At 40.2% G+C, this 18,629-nt stretch carries 14 protein-coding genes; 12 read left to right on the top strand and 2 right to left on the bottom strand.

Going from position 1 to position 18,629, the window contains the following annotated elements; translation table 11 throughout:
• The 5 genes from ACWNMY_RS09195 (at position 1) to ACWNMY_RS09175 (ending at position 4,513) form a co-directional block, all read left to right on the top strand.
• Complete coding sequence (locus ACWNMY_RS09195) at positions 1–1,119, top strand: M42 family metallopeptidase (RefSeq protein ID WP_449537931.1); 1,119 nt, start codon at positions 1–3, stop codon at positions 1,117–1,119.
• On the top strand, positions 1,116–1,391 hold the full coding sequence (locus ACWNMY_RS09190) for a PTS sugar transporter subunit IIB (protein WP_449537930.1): 276 nt from the start codon (positions 1,116–1,118) through the stop codon (positions 1,389–1,391). The genes ACWNMY_RS09195 and ACWNMY_RS09190 overlap by 4 nt, the downstream gene beginning before the upstream one ends.
• Before the next feature lie 26 nt (positions 1,392–1,417).
• Positions 1,418–2,758 carry a PTS galactitol transporter subunit IIC gene (locus ACWNMY_RS09185; RefSeq protein ID WP_449537929.1) on the top strand — a complete coding sequence of 447 codons (1,341 nt, stop codon included), beginning with the start codon at positions 1,418–1,420 and terminating at the stop codon, positions 2,756–2,758.
• A 26-nt stretch (positions 2,759–2,784) separates the two neighbouring features.
• Entirely contained in the window at positions 2,785–3,591 is an 807-nt protein-coding gene (locus tag ACWNMY_RS09180) for a BtpA/SgcQ family protein (protein WP_449537928.1), read from the top strand.
• A 328-nt stretch (positions 3,592–3,919) separates the two neighbouring features.
• Complete coding sequence (locus tag ACWNMY_RS09175; protein ID WP_449537927.1) at positions 3,920–4,513, top strand: ribulose-phosphate 3-epimerase; 594 nt, start codon at positions 3,920–3,922, stop codon at positions 4,511–4,513.
• A 94-nt stretch (positions 4,514–4,607) separates the two neighbouring features.
• Here the strand turns inward: ACWNMY_RS09175 and ACWNMY_RS09170 are convergent, their stop codons facing one another.
• Positions 4,608–4,829, bottom strand: a complete 222-nt coding sequence (locus tag ACWNMY_RS09170; RefSeq protein ID WP_449538423.1) for a S26 family signal peptidase — start codon at positions 4,827–4,829, stop codon at positions 4,608–4,610.
• A gap of 383 nt (positions 4,830–5,212) precedes the next feature.
• Between ACWNMY_RS09170 and ACWNMY_RS09165 the strand changes: the two genes are divergently transcribed.
• The 5 genes from ACWNMY_RS09165 to ACWNMY_RS09145 all read left to right on the top strand — a co-directional run bounded on the left by ACWNMY_RS09165 (position 5,213) and on the right by ACWNMY_RS09145 (position 15,388).
• On the top strand, positions 5,213–5,737 hold the full coding sequence (locus ACWNMY_RS09165) for a type 1 glutamine amidotransferase domain-containing protein (RefSeq protein ID WP_449537926.1): 525 nt from the start codon (positions 5,213–5,215) through the stop codon (positions 5,735–5,737).
• Positions 5,738–6,132: 395 nt separating this feature from the next.
• Entirely contained in the window at positions 6,133–9,279 is a 3,147-nt protein-coding gene (locus ACWNMY_RS09160; protein WP_449537925.1) for an FIMAH domain-containing protein, read from the top strand.
• A gap of 378 nt (positions 9,280–9,657) precedes the next feature.
• On the top strand, positions 9,658–11,043 hold the full coding sequence (locus ACWNMY_RS09155) for a VWA domain-containing protein (protein ID WP_449537924.1): 1,386 nt from the start codon (positions 9,658–9,660) through the stop codon (positions 11,041–11,043).
• A 338-nt stretch (positions 11,044–11,381) separates the two neighbouring features.
• A complete protein-coding gene (locus tag ACWNMY_RS09150) occupies positions 11,382–12,173 on the top strand; it encodes a transposase (RefSeq protein ID WP_449537923.1) in 792 nt (263 codons plus the stop codon).
• Between the two features lie 335 nt (positions 12,174–12,508).
• A complete protein-coding gene (locus ACWNMY_RS09145; RefSeq protein WP_449537922.1) occupies positions 12,509–15,388 on the top strand; it encodes a family 10 glycosylhydrolase in 2,880 nt (959 codons plus the stop codon).
• 89 nt (positions 15,389–15,477) lie between these two features.
• Here the strand turns inward: ACWNMY_RS09145 and ACWNMY_RS09140 are convergent, their stop codons facing one another.
• Complete coding sequence (locus ACWNMY_RS09140; RefSeq protein WP_449537921.1) at positions 15,478–16,548, bottom strand: hypothetical protein; 1,071 nt, start codon at positions 16,546–16,548, stop codon at positions 15,478–15,480.
• A gap of 445 nt (positions 16,549–16,993) precedes the next feature.
• On the opposite strand from ACWNMY_RS09140, the gene ACWNMY_RS09135 reads away from it, so the two are divergent.
• On the top strand, positions 16,994–17,851 hold the full coding sequence (locus ACWNMY_RS09135) for a MurR/RpiR family transcriptional regulator (protein WP_449537920.1): 858 nt from the start codon (positions 16,994–16,996) through the stop codon (positions 17,849–17,851).
• Positions 17,852–17,877: 26 nt separating this feature from the next.
• Entirely contained in the window at positions 17,878–18,474 is a 597-nt protein-coding gene (locus ACWNMY_RS09130; RefSeq protein ID WP_449537919.1) for a DUF624 domain-containing protein, read from the top strand.
• Positions 18,475–18,629: the final 155 nt, after the last annotated feature.

Here is an 18,629-nt window from a genome sequence, read left to right as displayed (position 1 = left end):
GTGGAACAGGTCAAACAATATATAAAAGAATTAACATCCATTCCTGGTATTAGTTCTCGCGAAGACGAGGTCATTTCTTATATGGTAAAAGCTTTAAAACCATATGGCGACCAAATTGAAATTGATCCTTTAGGGAATGTGACATGTTCCTTTTACTCAGACGTTCCGAATCCGAAAAAGCTCATGCTGTTTGCTCACATGGATGAAATCGGATTTATTGTCCGAAAGGTTGAGGAGAATGGTTTTTTGCGGGTTGAACGAATCGGTGGCGTTCATGTAAATGTGTTGCCAGGGTTAAAAGTGGATGTAATCTGTACAAATGGGGTTCTTCCAGGTCTCATTGGAGCCACTTCTCATCATTTTACAAAGCAGGATCAAAAAGGAAAAGTACCTACTGATGGCATGTATGTGGACATTGGCGCACGTTCACGACAGCACGCAAAAGAACTGGGTGTTACCGTTGGTTCCTTCATTACCTATCATTCTGATTTTACAGAATTAGCGTGTGACCTTATCGCTAACAAAGCCATGGATAATCGAGCAGCTTGTGCCTGCTTGCTACTGCTAGCTCAGGAGCTAAGTAAGATAAAAGATAAACTTCAATGGGATATTCATCTTGTTGCTTGTGTACAGGAGGAGTTTAACATTCGCGGCATTATGCCAGTTGTCCGAAAACTATCCCCAGATGTTTCGATAGGGATTGATGTCACTCCTTCATGTGATACACCAGATATGAATGGCTACTCTGACGTTGTCCTAGGCAATGGGCCTGCAATCACGTGTATGAACTTTCATGGTCGAGGGACATTGGCCGGAGTACTACCGGATCAACGTTTATTCACACACATTGTAACGATAGCCGAGGAACAGCATATACCCCTGCAACATGAGGTTGCGCTCGGAGTGATTACGGAAAATGCCTTCATTTCATTTGCAGAGCAGGGCATTATGACAGCTGGTTTTTCCATTCCTACAAGATATACTCACACTCCAATCGAAACAATCAGTCTATCTGATGTAAAAGCACTCATACATGTGCTCTTTCATTTTTTACAGTCGCTCACGACTCATACATCATTCGGAAAGCAATACTTACTTGAGAAAGGAGGTGCGCAATGAAGACTATAGTCGTAGCTTGTGGTGCAGGTGTCGCAACATCAACATTAATCTGTGACCGAGTCCAAAAACTACTAACCTCTCAGAACATACAAGCAAACATTATTCAATGTACGCTAGGTGATATTTCACGCTATGTGGATCAAGCAGATGTGATTGTGACGTCAATGAAGGTCGACCGTTCATATTCAATTCCGATTGTTTTAGGTATTTCTTTTATTACGGGAATAGGTACAGAGCAAACAGAAAAAGAGATATTAGCGAGTCTTTCATAGTTTTTAACACATAAGGGGGAGTGTGTATGGATTTTATTGTTAGCGTGTTTGATTATATAAGTGGTTTAGGTGCCACCGTTATGATTCCTATTATTATTGCGATCGTCGGGCTTGTGTTCCGTCTTAGCATTGGAAAGGCAATCCGTGCGGGTGTGTTAGTAGGGATTGGGTTTGTAGGTCTGAACTTAGTCTTAAACCTTATTTGGGACTATGTGGGACCAGTAACAACTATCTTAATAGAAAAATTTGATTTGAACTTATCTGTTGTGGACGCGGGCTGGCCTGCTGCAGCGGGTGTAGCATTCGCTACAAAGGTAGGAGCCGTTATTATTCCTTTTATCATTATTGTCAATTTCCTCATGCTTTTAACAAAGCAAACCAAAACCGTCAATATCGACATATGGAACTATTGGCACTTTGCTTTCTCAGGCGCAATTATTATGTCGATTACAAACAATTTCTGGTATGGATTACTAGGTGCAGCGGGGCACGCAATCATTGCTCTGAAAATCGCCGATGCATCCGCAGAAAGGGTCCAGAAAGAAATTGGTATTCCAGGTATCTCCATTCCTCAGGGATTCGCGATTACGACAGTCCCTATTTACATGCTTCTCGATAAGGTGTATGACAGGATTCCAGGCTTTAAAAATAAAAAAATAGATTCAGCTGCGATTAACCAAAAACTAGGTATATTCGGTGAACCATTTATGATTGGATTGTTCCTAGGTATCCTTATTGGTTTAGTTGTTGGCTATGATGTGAAGCAAACACTTGAATTAGGTGTAGCGATGGCTGCTCTTATGCTCCTTTTACCACGTATGGTCAAAGTGATTATGGAAGGTCTCGTCCCAATTTCAGATGCCGCAAAAGCCTTCTTGGAAAAACGCTTCAAGGGATCCGAGTTTTATATCGGACTTGATTCAGCAGTAACTCTTGGACATTCAACCACCATCACAATCGGAATCCTACTAATCCCAATCACTCTACTTCTAGCAATGATTATCCCATTAAATACAACTCTTCCATTTGGTGACTTAGCTGCAACTGCCTTTTTTATCGCAATGGCCACTCCAATTCATAGAGGGGATTTCTTTAGAACCTTAATAAGTGGAACCATTGTCATGGCGATTATCTTAATGCTAGCAAGTTATTTTGCTCCTGTTATAACTGAAACTGCAATGAGCACTGGTTTTAACTTCCCAGAAGGAGCAACAGAAATTACGGCGCTATCTGCTGGTAATCTAGTGGCTTATGTGTTCTCCTTATTCGCTAAGTTAAAAATCGTTGGCGTGCTATTAATTATCGCGTTCGTCGCGGCAGTCTTATATTTCTTCAGAAAGCCTCCTACTTCGGAGAATATGAATTAAAAAAATGACTAACAAGAGGTGTAGGTATGACTTGGTTACGTGAAGTAATTGGAACGGAAAAATGTATTATTGCAATGTGTCATCTGTTGCCACTCCCTGGTGATCCAAACTTTGATCTTGAAAAAGGGATGGACTATGTGATCTCAATGGCTCGGAAGGATTTACATGCCCTTCAAGATGGTGGGGTTGATGCGGTCATGTTTTCAAATGAATTCAGCCTGCCTTATTTGACAGATGTGCGTACTGAAACAGTTGCAGCAATGGCACGTATTATAGGTGAATTAAAAAGTGAAATCAAAATACCTTTTGGCGTAAATGTCCTATGGGATGCCAAAAAATCACTTGATTTAGCAGCTGCCACAAACGCACTGTTTGTGAGAGAAATCTTTACAGGAGCGTATGCAAGTGACTTCGGGATTTGGAATACAAACGTTGGAGACACCATCCGCCATAAGCATCATGTCGGCGCTGATAATGTAAAAGTATTATTTAATATCATTCCTGAAGCTGCCAGCTATTTGGCGCCAAGGGATATCGAAAGCATTGCCAAATCAACCGTTTTTAATAACCGACCTGACGCACTCTGTGTGTCCGGACTGACAGCTGGTGTCGAAACCGATGCCCAGCTGATGCGAAGAGTGAAAAATACCGTGCCAGAAACCGTCCTCTTCGCCAACACAGGAGTCAGACTCAACAACTTCGAGCAGCAACTAGAAGTCGCAGACGGGGCCATCGTCGGAACCACATTCAAATACGAAGGAAACTTCAACAACCACGTCGACCAAACCCGAGTCAAACAATTCATGGACGAAGTCAAACGATTCAGGAACTAACAGAGTGGGTCAAGGGGACAGGTTCTCTGACCCACCTCCGGTTCTGTTGCGATAGGGGACAGGTTCCCTGACCCACCTGCAGATTTGTTGCGGTAGGAGCCAGTTTTTCTTTTCCTAGAGCAGTATGGGACAGAGGGACAGGTACCCTGACCCAGAAAAACTAGCCGCGGAATACTGTAAGAAATGTGGAGTAAGGCAGACTACTGGTGTAGGCATGTATTGGAACAAATTCTCTAGATAGTTTATCTAGGGAATTTGCTTTTGTGGTTAATGTTGTGAGACATAATTTGGACTACTGCTTACTATAATCAAAGATGAGGAGGTACACATGAAGATTTCACCATCAATCGCATCAGCAAACCAATTGCAGCTTGGTCATGAAGTAATGAAAATTCAGGATCATTATGATGATCTTCATATTGATATAGAGGACGGTAATTTTATCCCGAATATCACTTTCGGGTTAAAGACAATCCAATCGCTTCGGAGTGTTACAACTCTTCCGTTCTCGTTTCATCTAATGGTTACCAATCCCTATGAATACATAGAACAGATAAAAGACCTATCACCAAGTATCATTTTCGCTCATATTGAGTCACTTCCCTATCCAAGTGATTTTCTAGCAAGAGTTAAAAAAGCTAATCTCAGGTGTGGATTAGCATTTAATCCAATAACCCCAATTGAACCTTATCTTTACTTATTGAAACAACTCGATGCTGTATTAATTATGACTTCAGAGCCAGATGGGCAAGGGCAATTGTTCAACAAGGAAATGGTTGAGAAGGTTAGGAAAGTAGCAAAGAATCACAAGTTCCAGGGAGAAATTTGGGTCGATGGAGGGGTCAAATACGAGCACCTACCCTTCTTAGATGAAGCTGGTGCGACACATGCGGTTATGGGGAGGGCTGTGTTTGGGGGATAGAAGGGACTAATAGACAAAGTCACTGCCTAATCAATGGCAGTGACTTTAGGTAGATTTTGAGGGAATAGGTTTGATTGAGGGATTCCTTGATAGTTTATAAGGGTTTAAAGGAAGTTATTGAAAAAAAAGCCTCCCCTTTAATTTGTGTTGCAGGAATGAGTCCGATATCAGTGCTTCTGCTATCCAGGCTTTCTCCAGGTGTTCGATTATCACCCATGACAAAGTAAGAACCTTCTTCAACTAGGATTGCGGGCATATCGGTTGATGAGCCAATTGTATAATTTTCCTCTATAGGCTCTCCATTTACAAAAACAATCCCGTTTTTAATTTCGATCGTTTCGTTGGGGAGTGCAATAATACGTTTATAATGTCAAATCCGTCATTGCCATGAATGAAAACAATATCATGTCTTTTAGTTTGGTGAAAAATATTATTTAGTAGGATGATATTGTCGTATTGCAAAGTGGATTTATAGAGTTACCACTTATAAAAGTTTTTTAATCTGCATTGTTTCATAAATAAGAACAAGTAATATTTGAGATTCATTGCCATTTATGTAATCGTTCTATTAGATCTATTAGTGACCTTAGTTACCGGGAATAGAATTTGGACTAAATTATTCTGTAATTTTAAAAAGTTGATAAACAATAGACTGAATGATACCTTTATTAAAACTACAGCTGAAAGGGTGTTAAATCAATGAGACTTAAAGGAAAAAAAGTTATCGCTTTAGTTCATCACGATTTTGAAGACCTAGAATTATGGTACCCTGTTTTGAGACTTCGAGAAGAAGGTGCGATTGTTGACCTTGTTGGAGAAAAAGGAAATCAGAAATATATTGGAAAGTATGGTGTTCCTGCTGAGTCCGAATATGCGTATAGCGACATAAAGGCAGCAGAGTATGATGCCATTTTAGTTCCTGGAGGTTGGGCTCCAGATAAAATTCGCAGATTCCCTGAGGTGTTAACAATGCTTCAGCAAATGGAAGAGGACAAAAAACCAATCGGACAGATTTGCCATGCAGGCTGGGTGCTGATTTCAGCTAAGATCTTGGAAGGAAAAAAAGTTACAAGTACCCCGGGCATCAAAGATGATATGGAAAACGCAGGCGCTACCTGGTATGACGAACCAGTTGTCACCGACGGACACCTCGTATCAAGCCGCCGCCCACCAGACCTACCAGACTATATGAGAGAATTCATTAAAGTACTAGAACAAAAATAGTGGGACACGGGGACAGGTACCTTGTCCCAGTTTTTGTTGTGGGTCACGGAACCTGTCCCTCTGACCCAACGCACGACCCAACCAGAACAACTGAACCAGATCAATTCACGCTCCTCCTAAGCTTAGGGGGAGTTTTTTTATGTCAAAATCACCAAGGGTATATTGCACTACGACTAATTTCCTATACCATAAAGACGTGGAAAAGACAACTTATAGTCCTATTAAAGACTTGTTACATAAATGATTTGAAATATATAATTCGAAGTAGATTCGCAATTTTCTGATTTGTTGAATGCGAGGAGGAATGCAATTTTTCGTAACAACGCTGCTTGTGGATTTCCATTTTAGGTAGGCGTTGCGAGTCTTAAATCTTTTAAATTGAAGGGAGATCTCAAATGGGGAAAAAACGTTTTCGAAGGTTGATTTCTAGTCTCTTAGTTATGGTGTTGATTACTAGTTTCTTTCAATTTAGTGTAAGTGCCGAAACGAATCAGGATGATCAAGTGGTTGCGAAATTAAAAGGGCGCGGATTTAAAGAAGTGCAGAACCTAGGTACACCCGCTACAGGTGCGGTTGCTACCGATGCGGTATTTGGTAAGGAAGATGGCAAGGATATTGTGTACACAACAGCAAATGGCGGGATGTTTAATGTTATTGATGTGAAAAGCAATAAGGTTATTTTTGATGCACAATTAGGGAAGGTAAGCCAGGTTTGGTCACATATCATTGCTCCAGATGGAACCGTGTATATTGCTGGATTAGCAGAAAGTAACGCAGGTGAGCTTTGGAGCTATTCACCAGAAACAAAAACCGTTAAGAATCTCGGTATTCCAGATGCAAGCCATCAATTCTGGAGTAGCACAACCGATGACGATGGGAACGTCTATATAGGAACATATAAGGAAAAAGAAGGTAAGATTTTCAAATATGATATCTCTCAGCAAAAATTTGTTGATCTAGGAAAAGTAGATGTCGATGGTGATGCAAGCTATGTACGTTCATTAACCTACCATGATGGGTATCTTTACGCTGGATTGGGTGTTACTGGGAATGTATACCGAATTCATACCGAGACGCTAGAAAAAGAAAACATCACCAAAAATGCACCTGAAATCCTAGGGAAGACTCTTAATGAAATGCAATTTGCCTATGATATGGAGGTTGCTGGAAACTACTTATTTGTACGTTTTAGTGGTGTAAGTACTATTATGCTATATGATTTAACTTCACAAGAGTGGGTAGATAAAGTAATTGGTGGTATAAAAGGCGATGGTTCTGAGGACGATTATGGAGCTTTTGGATACACTCAATTAGCTGTGAATAATGGCAAAACATATGTCATTAATGAACGCCATATTTTAGAAGTGGATTTGGCCACACTGGAAACAAAGGAAACAGGGATCCGTTATCCAGCGGGGTGGCGTGGAAGCGCGTTTGTTGATTTCGGAGAGGATTCCACAGATTTACGACTTGTTACCCTAAAAAGATCCGGAGAAATCATGACGGTGGATTTGGAAGCTAAGAAAATAATTGATTTACCATTGGCGATGAATGGAGACCAGCCGTTAGCATTACATAGTCTTGGGCTTGGTCCAGACGGAAACCTGTATATGACTACATATCCTGGAGGTCCTAAAGGGGCAAGATATAACACAAAAACAGGCGAAATGATCTCGTATACACAAGGCCAAGCAGAAGGCATGGCTGCTGGGAATGGCTCTGACATGTACTTCGGGATTTACTCGGGTGCTTCTATTCAGAAGATGAATACGGATACGTTAGAGGTTGAAACACTTTTCAATTTATACGATGAGTACGAACAAGACCGTCCATATATCATGAAATTCGAAAATGAGAAATTGTTAATTGGAACGATTCCCTACTATCAAAAATTAGGTGGGACATTTACAATCTATGATCCTATTACTGGTGAAAGAGAGACGCATAGAAATGTAGTTCAAGATCAAAGTATTGTGGGTCTTGCTTATAAGAATGGTAAAATTTATGGCTCTACAACAATCCGTGGTGGCTTAGATATCGAGCCTACTGCTAAAAAGGCGAAAATGTTTGTGTGGGATGTGGAAGGCCAAAAGAAAATCACAGAGTTTGAATTAGACTTCCCAGAGTTAGATAACCCACCAATGATTAGTGGATTGACGTTTGATGAAGACGGTTTGTTATGGGGAGCCGTTGATGGGATCCTGTTCGCAATGGATCCAGAAACGCTTGAAGTTGTAAAATCTAAGAATCTCTATCCAAATATTAAAAATAGAGGAATGTGGAGACCTGTTCACATCCTGTTTGGTGAAGATGGGTTACTATATACCGATATTGGTGGAAAACTAGCGGTTGTTGATCCAAAATCAGACGATCTCAAACATGTGAGCTTAATAGAGTCGGGACCTGAAGTCTCGTTTATCGAACTCGCATATGATAACGAAGGCAACCAAAATATTTATTTTATCGACGGTGATCAGTATTATCTAAAAATGATACCTGTCATTGATGGTGGAAAACCCCCTGTTGTCCCTATCTACGAAACAGTGCCAGTATCTATTGAAAATGAAGGATTTGAAGGTGCTGTAGGAGAAAATGGTTCAATTCCGGGTTGGTCGTCTTTATTCGGCATTACAAACAATGTGTCATATGGGATAACTAATGAGAAGGCTAAAACAGGGAGTAATTCCTTAAAAGTTACGGATAGGTCTGATAAAGAAACAGTTTTTGTTGTGTCAGATCCAATTCCAGTTACAGCTGGAGTTACGTATACGAGTACAGTTGAAATGTATTTAGAGGATGGCAGTGCAAGCTTCTTCATCCGTTACTTTGATAGTGCTGGTAAGCAAGTTGGTAAGGATGTGGATGGAGTCAACATCATTCATGTAAGAGGTGGACATAAGCAATGGCAAACGGTTCGTGCAACGGTTGAAGCACCTGAGAATGCAGTTTCTGCAAAATTATTTGCAGGCGCGTCCAATTTCTTTCAAACTTCAGGGGCATATTACGATGATTTTAAACTTGCGTATGAAAGAGAAGTTGTATTAGATAAAGTTGAGATTACAGCAGAAGATACCCTACTTCAAGGTGAGGAAATGGAAGCAGAACTATCTGTCCTCCTTACAAATGGCGAACCAGTCGATTTAGATGAAGTGGATGTAGAGTGGGTAAGTAGCTCACCTACTGTTGCTACGGTAGAAGGCGGAAAATTTGTTGGGAAAAATGCAGGAAATACCGAGGTTCAAGCAATCGTGACGTACCAGGATGAAGAGTACACATCAAATAAGCTAACCGTGACAGTTACAGTCACAACAGCTACATTAGCAAATCAGATTGGAGAGCTAGAAGCAACTCGACAAATTGAACATTCACTAGCAAAACAACTAACTAACCGATTAAACCAAGCACAACATCACTATGACAAAGGCGACGTACAACAAGCTAAAAAACACCTACAAGACTTCACAAAACACCTAGATAACAGCAAAGCTGACAGCGAAATAAAAGAAATACTTACCAACAACGTAAACGCAATTTGGGAATAAGCGGGACAGGGGGACAGGTTCCCTGACCCACCTGGTTCACCTACAATTCTAGACCCTATCCGGAAAAGCTTACACACTTTCCGGGTGGGGTCTTTTTTGGGTCAGAGGGACAGGTTCCTTGTCCCACATAAAGTGGGGACAAACGAACCTGTTTGTTTGCCTGACATAAGACCTACACCTTTCTTCCTGTTTATCATTTTTTATGAAACTAATTACCTGTTTTTACATATATAGTAAAATATGTGTCGAAATTGAAGTATTATAGAGTCGGTATTGTTTTAGGAGATATGCAGTGTGGGACAGAGGGAAGGGTTCGGTGTCCCTATAAATATATGGTGGGACGCGGGGCCTGTCCCCGTGACCCAGGGGGGAGAAGTAATGAAGAGGTTTGTTTTTAGCTTGGTGATGTTGCTCGTGTTGTTGTCTGCTTGTTCTTCGGACGAGGGAAAGAAGTCTGTACAGGCGGATCCTGAGGAAACAAAGGTGGAAGAATCAGAGACTGAAGTTGCGGAGACAGAAGAAAGTTATACCCCGAAGGAAGCAGCTTATTATGAGATTGAAGGACTTGACAGGGAGTTAACAGAGCTAGAGCAGGAAATGCTGAGGAAACCGGGTGTTTTTAGTGGTGAAAATTACGAAGAGGCGAAAGTGAATGAGGCACTAGATCAATTACCTGAAGATCTGACAGAAGAGCAGTACATGGAGGAACTGATTTTTCTATTTGCTGAGGATTATCAAGAGGAAATGGAAACACTGTTATTTTTCGATTCAAGCATTGATGTTGAAATTGACCGTCCAGATGAAACGGTGGATGCTCCTGCTTTAAAAACAGCCCACTATGCGATTTTAGTTGATGCGAGCGGAAGTATGGCGGCTAAGGTAGGAAATAAGACGAGAATGGATGCAGCAAAAGAAGCAGTTATGGAATTTGCTGAACAAGTTCCAGAGAATGCAACGATTTCGCTACGGGTATACGGGCATAAAGGCTCGAATAGTGAGTCGGATAAAGGTTTGTCATGCAGCAGCTCGGACGTTTTATATAATGATAGTTTTGAAAAAGGTGGTTTCCAAAATGCGTTGGCCCAAGTGAAGCCAGTCGGCTGGACGCCAATTGCTTTGGGTTTGCAATCCGTAAAGGAGGATATACCAGAAACTGCAGATGATGTTGTGGTATACGTAGTGAGTGATGGGATTGAAACGTGTAATGGTGACCCAGTTCAAGAAGCTAAGAACCTTGTATCCGCAGATATCCAAACAGTTGTGAATATCATTGGATTTGATGTGGATAATGACGGGCAAAAGCTTTTAAAAGAAGTCGCAACGGCCGGGAATGGTGAGTTTACGTATGTTAACTCTGAGCAAGACTTAAAGAAATACATGAGGGCTCAGTATGAGGAAATTCAAAAGCTGTGGTATGAGTGGAAAGAGGCCGGGAAAGAACAGGCATACGAAATAAAGGAAGAGAAAAAGGAATTGGCTTATAACACAAAAGAGAGCATGAAAGAGAAGAGTACGCGCGAGAAGGAACGAATGAAAGAAGCGCAGGCTTATCTTAAGGAACGATTCGAAGACTACGATCATCCAGCCCGTAAAATATTCTCTGACATCGTTGATTACGGAAATAGCAAATGGCGCTACGCCGTCGATGAAGGAAATAGGTTATGGAGAGAAGCTGTTGACAATGGCAATCGTGAATGGCGGGAGTATGTGGATGAAGGAAACGAAAAGATTAGAGAAACAATTGATAAAAAGAATGGGAATTAGGTGCCGGGAGAAATTCTCCTGGTTTTTTTGTGGGTCAGGGGGACAGGTTCCCTGACCCTGTAAAAATATGGTGGGACGAGGAACCTGTCCCCGTGACCCATCCCCGTGACCCACCCTGCGACCACAAAACCAGACCCACGTATATTGACAGTTGTTAGACTATTTGGTAGATTCAAGGTGCAGAAATAATATGAAGGAAAGGATTGAATTCTAGCAAAATTGCATGTATCTGCTCATGTTCTATGCTCCAAGTAATTCTTCAAATTCACCTCAAAACACCTACATTTTTTAAACCCTATTTAGATTTTTCCATTTTACATAGAAAGGATGATTGCTAGTTGCCTAGAAAAGCTAGGATAAAGAGCAAGAACGGGATATATCACATTATTTTGCGAGGGGTCAATAAACAGTTGATCTACGAAGACGATGAGGATAAATCTAGATTTCTCAATATTTTAAAACGCTGTAAGGAAATCAGCAACTACCAGCTGTATGCATATTGTTTGATGGATAATCATGTTCATCTACTAGTGAGAGAGACGGCCGATCCCATTGGAAATGTCATAAAGAGAATAAGCTCAAGCTATGTCTATTATTACAATTCGAAATATGAGCGTTGTGGACACTTGTTTCAGGAGCGGTATAAGAGTGAAAGTGTAGAGACGAAGCGGTATTTTTTAACGGTACTTCGCTATATTCATCAAAATCCAGTTAAAGCAGGGTTAGTCGGAGGCGTATTTGAATCGAATTGGACAAGCGTATTTGAATATATCCATAACACAGATATAGTAGATATTGAATTTGCTCTGACTCTGTTTTCTTCAGAGCGGGAGTCGGCTGTGCCGCAATTTATTGAGTTTATGAAAGCACGAAACGATGACGAGTGCCTCGAGTATGAGGAAATGAAACGAATGCTTGATAGTGAGGTTAAGGAATTGATGCAAAAAATGGGCATTCCGACATTGAGTGTATTACAGCAGATGGATCGCGAAATGCGAGATGCCATCCTGTTTCAGCTGAAAGGTATGAAGGGGGTAAGCATCAGGCAGTTGTCCCGGATAACAGGTATTTCAAGAAGCGTAATACAGCGAGCAAAGCGGGACTGTGGGACACAGTACCTGTCCCTGTGACCCAAAATAAACATAAAAATAGGTGTTCCAGATGGAATACCTATTTTTTTATGGGATGAGTGAGATAATCTCAAATATGTTTTGTGGGTCAGGGAACCTGTCCCCCTGACCCAATCCCGGACAATAGTCTTATAGTTCTACTACTTTTTTCCTGTTTGTTGATGGGATTGTACTTTCTTGTTGACCTGGTTTATGGACTTAGCTATGTTAAAAATAGGAGGATAATTCCGAAATTTTATAATATTTCGGTGGTTATTACCTTCTAATTCTGTATCGGAGGTGGAAAGTACTCATTTTTGCTTGTCCAAATTACTATTTTACAAGGAGTGAAAGTTGTGAAAATCAGAAGGTTATGTAGTGTTTTTCTATCTTTACTATTAATTGTTTCCTTGTTTCCGGTTTCTCCATTTGCCCAATCGACAAATGATGATTTGATTGAGGTTGAGGCAGCTCCATTAGACGCTTCCATTGATCCAATGGGTCCTAAGCATGTGATAAGTTACATTGATGAAAGTATTGAGGGCAAAGCAGATTTTATTATGCTTTACACATCTGAGTATGCAACAGAAATTTTAGTGAAAAAGAACTGGGTAGCGGTTCAAGTAGATGCGAACAATACAGTAACAAAAGTGGTCAATCAATCCGTAAATGGTGCGCCGCCTATTTGGGAGGATGAGCAAAATCTAGCAATACCAGAAGGGGGATATGTGCTTCTTGCACATGACGACTCCTGGGCAAATAAAAACTTCCGAAAATTCTTAGCTACAAATTTTAAAATTAACGACGAAATTAAGCTAAGAAAGAATGGTAATGTCGTTCCAATTACAGAATTTATGACAGGTACTGGATTGAAGGCAAGTATTTCTTTACAAAACGAATTGCTGTATACGGTTACAAAAGCACAAGAGACGATCTCTGGATCCATCCAAAACTATGAAAATGGTGAAAACTATCAAGTACTACTAAATGGACAAGAGATAGAGCTTCAGGAAGATGGTTCCTTCCAATATGATTATGCATTAACACGAGGGACCAATTATATAGATGTAGAAATATTTAAGAATGAGATTTTACATGATAAAAAATCAGTAATTGTTTACTATCAGGACAATCCATCTGTTGAAAAAGAGGTCTTTCTCTGGGTTGAGCAAGGACCAAACGCAAGAAGGTTCCAAACTAGCCAAGATATTCTCAACACGCTACTTGAAGCCAAAGATGCCGGTGTAACGGCAGTTGTTTTAGATGTAAAGGGCGTTGAAGGTTTCACTTCTTATCAAAAAACTGATCTGACAAATCGTCCATATGTAAGTGAAATGACAGCAGAAGGAAGAAGTGGGTCAAATCCGAACCTAGATTTATTACAAGAATTTATTCAACATGGTCATCAATTAGATATGGAAGTTCATGCTTCCTTTAATGTATTTGCGGAAGGCTCAATCGCGCATAATGAGTTTGCAGTTTTAGACGATTATCCAGAATGGGAAGAGATGGTGTATCGCTCGGAAGATAACGGCGACATTTTACCATTAAGAGAAAGTAAGTATGGGAAAAGCGGTGCGCTAGTAACCTTTGTTAACCCTTCTAACCCTGAGGTTCGAGAATATCAGTTAAAAACGTTTGAAGAGGTTATGAAAAACTATGATGTTGACGGTGTCTTACTAGACCGTGGCAGATATGACAATTATTTTGCTGATTTTAGTGACCTAACTAAAGCACAATTTGAGAAGTATCTTGCTGAAAAAGGAAAAAAGGTAACCAACTGGCCACAGGATGTATTTTATTATGAAGGTAGTAATCGTGTGGATGGTCCACTGATCAATGAATGGTTTACATTCAGATCCGGCGTTATTAATAGTTTCGTAGAAGAAACAAGGGATTTAGTAGACCAATATAATGTAAAAGATAACCGTGATATTCAATTATCAGCCTATGTAGGTTCGTGGTATGAGTCGTATTATTTAAACGGGGTAAACTGGTCAAGTCCAACTTTCGACTATGATCCTCGATTGCAGTTTCCGCAAGAAAGTTTATATGGAGAAGAGTATGCTCAAACGGCATATACAGATAAATTGGATTTCCTCATGATTGGTACATATCAAACAACAGCACAGGAAATCAATAAATATATCACTCTCGGAAATATTTTAACAGATGGGCAAGTACCTCTATATTCAGGTATGGCATTAGTGAATTTACAAGACCCAGCCCTACAAAGAGAGGTATTCCAAGCGGGTCTGCAAAATACAAGTGGACTTATGCTGTTTGACTATTCACAAGCTAACTTCCCTGTCATAAAAGCGTCCATTGCAGATGAGGAATATGTGAAGGATTATGTATTGGGCATTAGTAATCCTACTGATCCAGAAAAACCGTTTGTTGGCGACTTCTTAAATATCAATCGGAATGATGATAATTTGAACGTGTACTCTGACTCGTTTGGGCAATCAACGGCGACTAATAAATGGGGCGTAGAGGCAGTTGTTGATGCGAGCGGTGAAGTTATTAAAATGGTGAATAAACAACAAGCGATGAACTGGAACTGGACGAATGTAGAAGATAATAATAGTCTTATTCCATCAGGTGGCTTCGTCCTATCGGCGCTTGACCGTTCGGGTGCACGTGAAAAAAGAGTTCTGCTTGCTACGAACTTCGATATTGGAGATAAAGTGCGATCTGCTTTGGTAAGAGGCGCCTTAGACTACGAAGGGAAAACTTTTTCAACAGCAGGTTTCGACTATCAAGGTAAGGTTCAAGTAGTGGGACCTGGAGAAGCCGAGGTTTATGTGAATGGTGTAGCAGCGTCTGTGGAATCTAATGGTGATTTCTCTGCACAGTCTTCACTTCAGCCTGGAGAAAATCAGATTGAAATCGTTGTACATGTTGATGGTTTCAAAACACACCAACAAGTGGTAACTGTTATTGGTGAAGAAGTTACATTTGATGGAGTAGTTGAGTTTATTGAAGGTGCTACTTTCAATAATAACGGCATTAAACAAGCTGTACGTGCCAGATTAGCAGAAGCGCAAAACGATTTTGTTTCAGCAGAGGAACTAAAAGAAAATGGTTCAGTAGAACAAGCTGAGGAAGCAATACGTAATGGTAACCAGAAACTAGAAGAACTAAAGCTATTTGTTCAAAAACACGCAGGCAAACATATATCGCATGAAGTGTCTGAACAACTAAGTTCATACATCCAACAATTAAAAGAAGACTAAATGGGTCAGTGAATGGGTCAGGGGGACAGGTTCCTTGTCCCTGTAAAATAATGGTGGGTCACGGAGCCTGTCCCCGTGACCCACTATTTTTAGTTTTCTGGTACAAAGTATATAACGGATGGACCTGATGCGCCGCCTGGAAGGCTTGTGACAAAGTCGTATTGATTGCCGTTGGCTCCAATTTGTTCGGATGCAAACTTCCATGCATTTACATAGCTTAGAAACCCGGTCGTTTGAAGTTGCCCATTCCATTGCATAACAAAATGACCAAATCCTCCTGCAGGGTTGTCATAGATGGAGAGTTCCACTGGGCGATGTAGGCTATTTTCCACGTTAACGTCTAAATTATATAACACACCGTAGTTGCCATTGTTAATTACTGGTTTGTTACCATCGACTACACTAATACCTTCTTCATATTCACCCGGTAATTTATCGCTCCATTGTCCATACGCAGCAGATGAAAGTCGAATATAGGCATTTCCTAAAGCTGTATCATACGTAAGTATACCTTCGCGATCAAAATGTGGAAAACTTCCGCGAACATGTGAGTCAGGCGGTAAGATTTCAACAGAAAGTGGGTCAGTTGGACGCTCTGCATAGTTTAGTATGGTTGCAGTAACAGTACCCGGCTTATGACCGTGTTTCGTATAAACATCATATTGAGCAATTCCGCTTACCGTGTCTCCATCAACTGCAAATGTTTCAAGGTAATAACTTTCGCCAGGCTGTAGTGTTTTAATGAATTTCTTTTTAGCCTTTTCCTCTAAGAACTGTACTAACGCTTCTTTTCCAGCTACGTCAGGATAAATGCTAGCTGTCGCACCAACTCCCTTAGAATATAGCTTTACTGCCTCATTTGACGTATTTGTTAGAGCAAGGCTGACATATCGATCCTCTCCGCTTACATTTTGATGATGCCAGAATACACGGAATTCTCCTGTGGCGGAATCACGATAAAACGCCCCACTATCAGAGTATGTTTCTGGTGAATCACTGAGAATCAGCTTCCCTCCTGTTTGTTTTAATTCTGGTTTTTCAAGATGAACCGCAGGCTGAATGGTTTCAATCGGTACATAATTTTCGTTGGCATACGACTGACTTGGCAGTAGCAATCCAAATAAAACAGTACCTAAAACTAAAGCAGACTTCATTTTCATTCCTTTTTCCTCCTCTCGATTTTATTGAAATCCCAATAATGATTGTCAAATGGCGTAGAGGTTGAGATGGGAACTCAATGTTTATGTCAATTCGATATATGACGAATATATCCTTTCTATTTTTTAAAAATGAGGAAAAAGTCCTCTCTATTGTGGGTCAGAGGGACAGGTTCCCTGTCCCTGTAAAAAAATGGTGGGTCAGGGAGCCTGTCCCCGTGTCCCACCCCCGTGGCCCAAAACCAAAACTCGCCCTGTCCAAAACCCATCCCCGTGACCCAACTTTGTTCTCTTGCCAAACCCATCCAAAACTTTTAATCCCCCATCTAATCATTGACGGATGGTACCAGATTTTGTATTCTGGAGTTGGAGGATATATCCTCTTTTAAGTGAAATGGAGGAACGTTTCTTCATTGGAAATTGAGATTTTATATAAAGGAGAATTTTTATGCTGAAGACTGAGAAAGTGAACCCTCTTTTGGTTATTCAATCTGTATATAACTCGCTTACGAAAACCGAGCAAAAGGTCGCCGACTATATTTTGGTCCATCATGCAGAAGCTGTGTATTCCTCTGTCACTGATTTAGCAGAAGTGGTTGGGGTTGGTGAAACGACGGTTCTGCGTTTTTGTAGAAAACTAGGTTATCGAGGGTTTCAGGAATTTAAATTAGCCGTCGCACAAAATTTAATGGAAGTGGACGAGCATGTTTATGGAAAAATTGATGAAAATGATTCCGTGGATGTGATCACAAAGAAAATAGCGAACCAAAACATTAGCGCGATAAACGATACAGTGGCGTTGTATCAAGAAAGTATTCTAGAAGCTGCAGTTGAAAAGATTAACAGTGCTAAAAAAATCTATTTCTTTGGAGTGGGGTCATCTGGATTTACGGCTCTAGATGGAAAACATCGATTAATGAGGCTGGGATATAATACGGAGCATGTTTCTGATTCACATATTATGTCAATGACTGCCTCTTTATTAGGGGAAGATGATTTAATTATTGCCATCTCCTCATCAGGGAGTACAAAAGACGTCGTAGATGCAGTAAAAATCGCAAAAGATAATCATGCCTATATCATTTGTATTACCAACCAAGCAAGATCACCTATTACCAAATATGCGAATCTCATTTTTCTAGCGGCTAATAAAGAATCTCCATTTGAAGGAGGAATTTTCTCATCGAAAATTGCCCAGCTTCTTCTATTAGATGTATTGGCAACGAATGCAGCACTCAAAAACAAAGAACAGGCATCTACAGCAATCAAAAATACAGCAGAGTCCGTTTTAGATAAGCTGTATTAATCATGTAATAGAAAAGGTGAAATAGAATGGTTCCCCAAAATAATAAATTGTTTGAGGTTCTTGAATATATCGTTGATTTACTGATCGTCAATTTTTTGTTCATTGTATGTTCCCTACCAATCGTAACGGCAATACCTTCGTTTGTAGCACTAGTTGGAGCAGTTAAATCCATGTCCGAGGAAGAAGCTGTCCCAGCGTGGAAACAATTTTTCACCCTTTTTTATACGTATTTGAAAAAAGGAATGAAAATCTGGGTCGTACTCTTTTTTACTTCAGTAGTAATAATTGGGGATATTATTGCTGTGTTTTATATGCCGAATGAGTTACAGAATTTCCTGCTACCTTTTACAATACTCTTGGTTCTTCTTTTCTCAGGTATGTGCAGCAATATCATAAAATTATTCATTTTAGGAGAGTCTCGTATAAGAAGGCTCTTTATTACTAGTTTTATTTTATTCATCAGAAAACCAGTAAAGCCTTTGTTAGTTATGTTTATCACGATGGTAGTCATTATTCTATCAATCTATCTAAAGTTTATTCCGTTACTTATCAGTTTTAGTTTGATAGCGCTTACTGTATATTTTGCAATGTTTGAAAAAAATACAGAAACTAGAATTGAGTGAATTTAGTACAAAAATGGAGATTTTTTTATTTTTTAAATAAAAAGGTGGATTAAATCTCCAAAAGGTGATACATTTTTATTAGGGAGCTGATTCTCTTATCAAAACGCTTCATGAAGATGGTTTTGGTTCTCGTTCATGGAGCATGCAAAACAACT

Source organism: Ferdinandcohnia sp. Marseille-Q9671 (genome assembly GCF_976954385.1).
Note: the sequence above shows the minus strand (reverse complement) of the source record. Positions and strands in the feature narration are given on the sequence as shown.

Excerpts from the sequence above, each read along its gene's own strand:
- ACWNMY_RS09190 (WP_449537930.1), top strand. The coding sequence starts at position 1,116 with ATGAAGACTATAGTCGTAGCTTGTGGTGCAGGTGTCGCAACATCAACA.
- ACWNMY_RS09185 (WP_449537929.1), top strand. The coding sequence starts at position 1,418 with ATGGATTTTATTGTTAGCGTGTTTGATTATATAAGTGGTTTAGGTGCC.
- ACWNMY_RS09180 (WP_449537928.1), top strand. The coding sequence starts at position 2,785 with ATGACTTGGTTACGTGAAGTAATTGGAACGGAAAAATGTATTATTGCA.
- ACWNMY_RS09175 (WP_449537927.1), top strand. The coding sequence starts at position 3,920 with ATGAAGATTTCACCATCAATCGCATCAGCAAACCAATTGCAGCTTGGT.
- ACWNMY_RS09165 (WP_449537926.1), top strand. The coding sequence starts at position 5,213 with ATGAGACTTAAAGGAAAAAAAGTTATCGCTTTAGTTCATCACGATTTT.
- ACWNMY_RS09160 (WP_449537925.1), top strand. The coding sequence starts at position 6,133 with ATGGGGAAAAAACGTTTTCGAAGGTTGATTTCTAGTCTCTTAGTTATG.
- ACWNMY_RS09155 (WP_449537924.1), top strand. The coding sequence starts at position 9,658 with ATGAAGAGGTTTGTTTTTAGCTTGGTGATGTTGCTCGTGTTGTTGTCT.
- ACWNMY_RS09140 (WP_449537921.1), bottom strand. The coding sequence starts at position 16,548 with ATGAAAATGAAGTCTGCTTTAGTTTTAGGTACTGTTTTATTTGGATTG.
- ACWNMY_RS09135 (WP_449537920.1), top strand. The coding sequence starts at position 16,994 with ATGCTGAAGACTGAGAAAGTGAACCCTCTTTTGGTTATTCAATCTGTA.
- ACWNMY_RS09130 (WP_449537919.1), top strand. The coding sequence starts at position 17,878 with ATGGTTCCCCAAAATAATAAATTGTTTGAGGTTCTTGAATATATCGTT.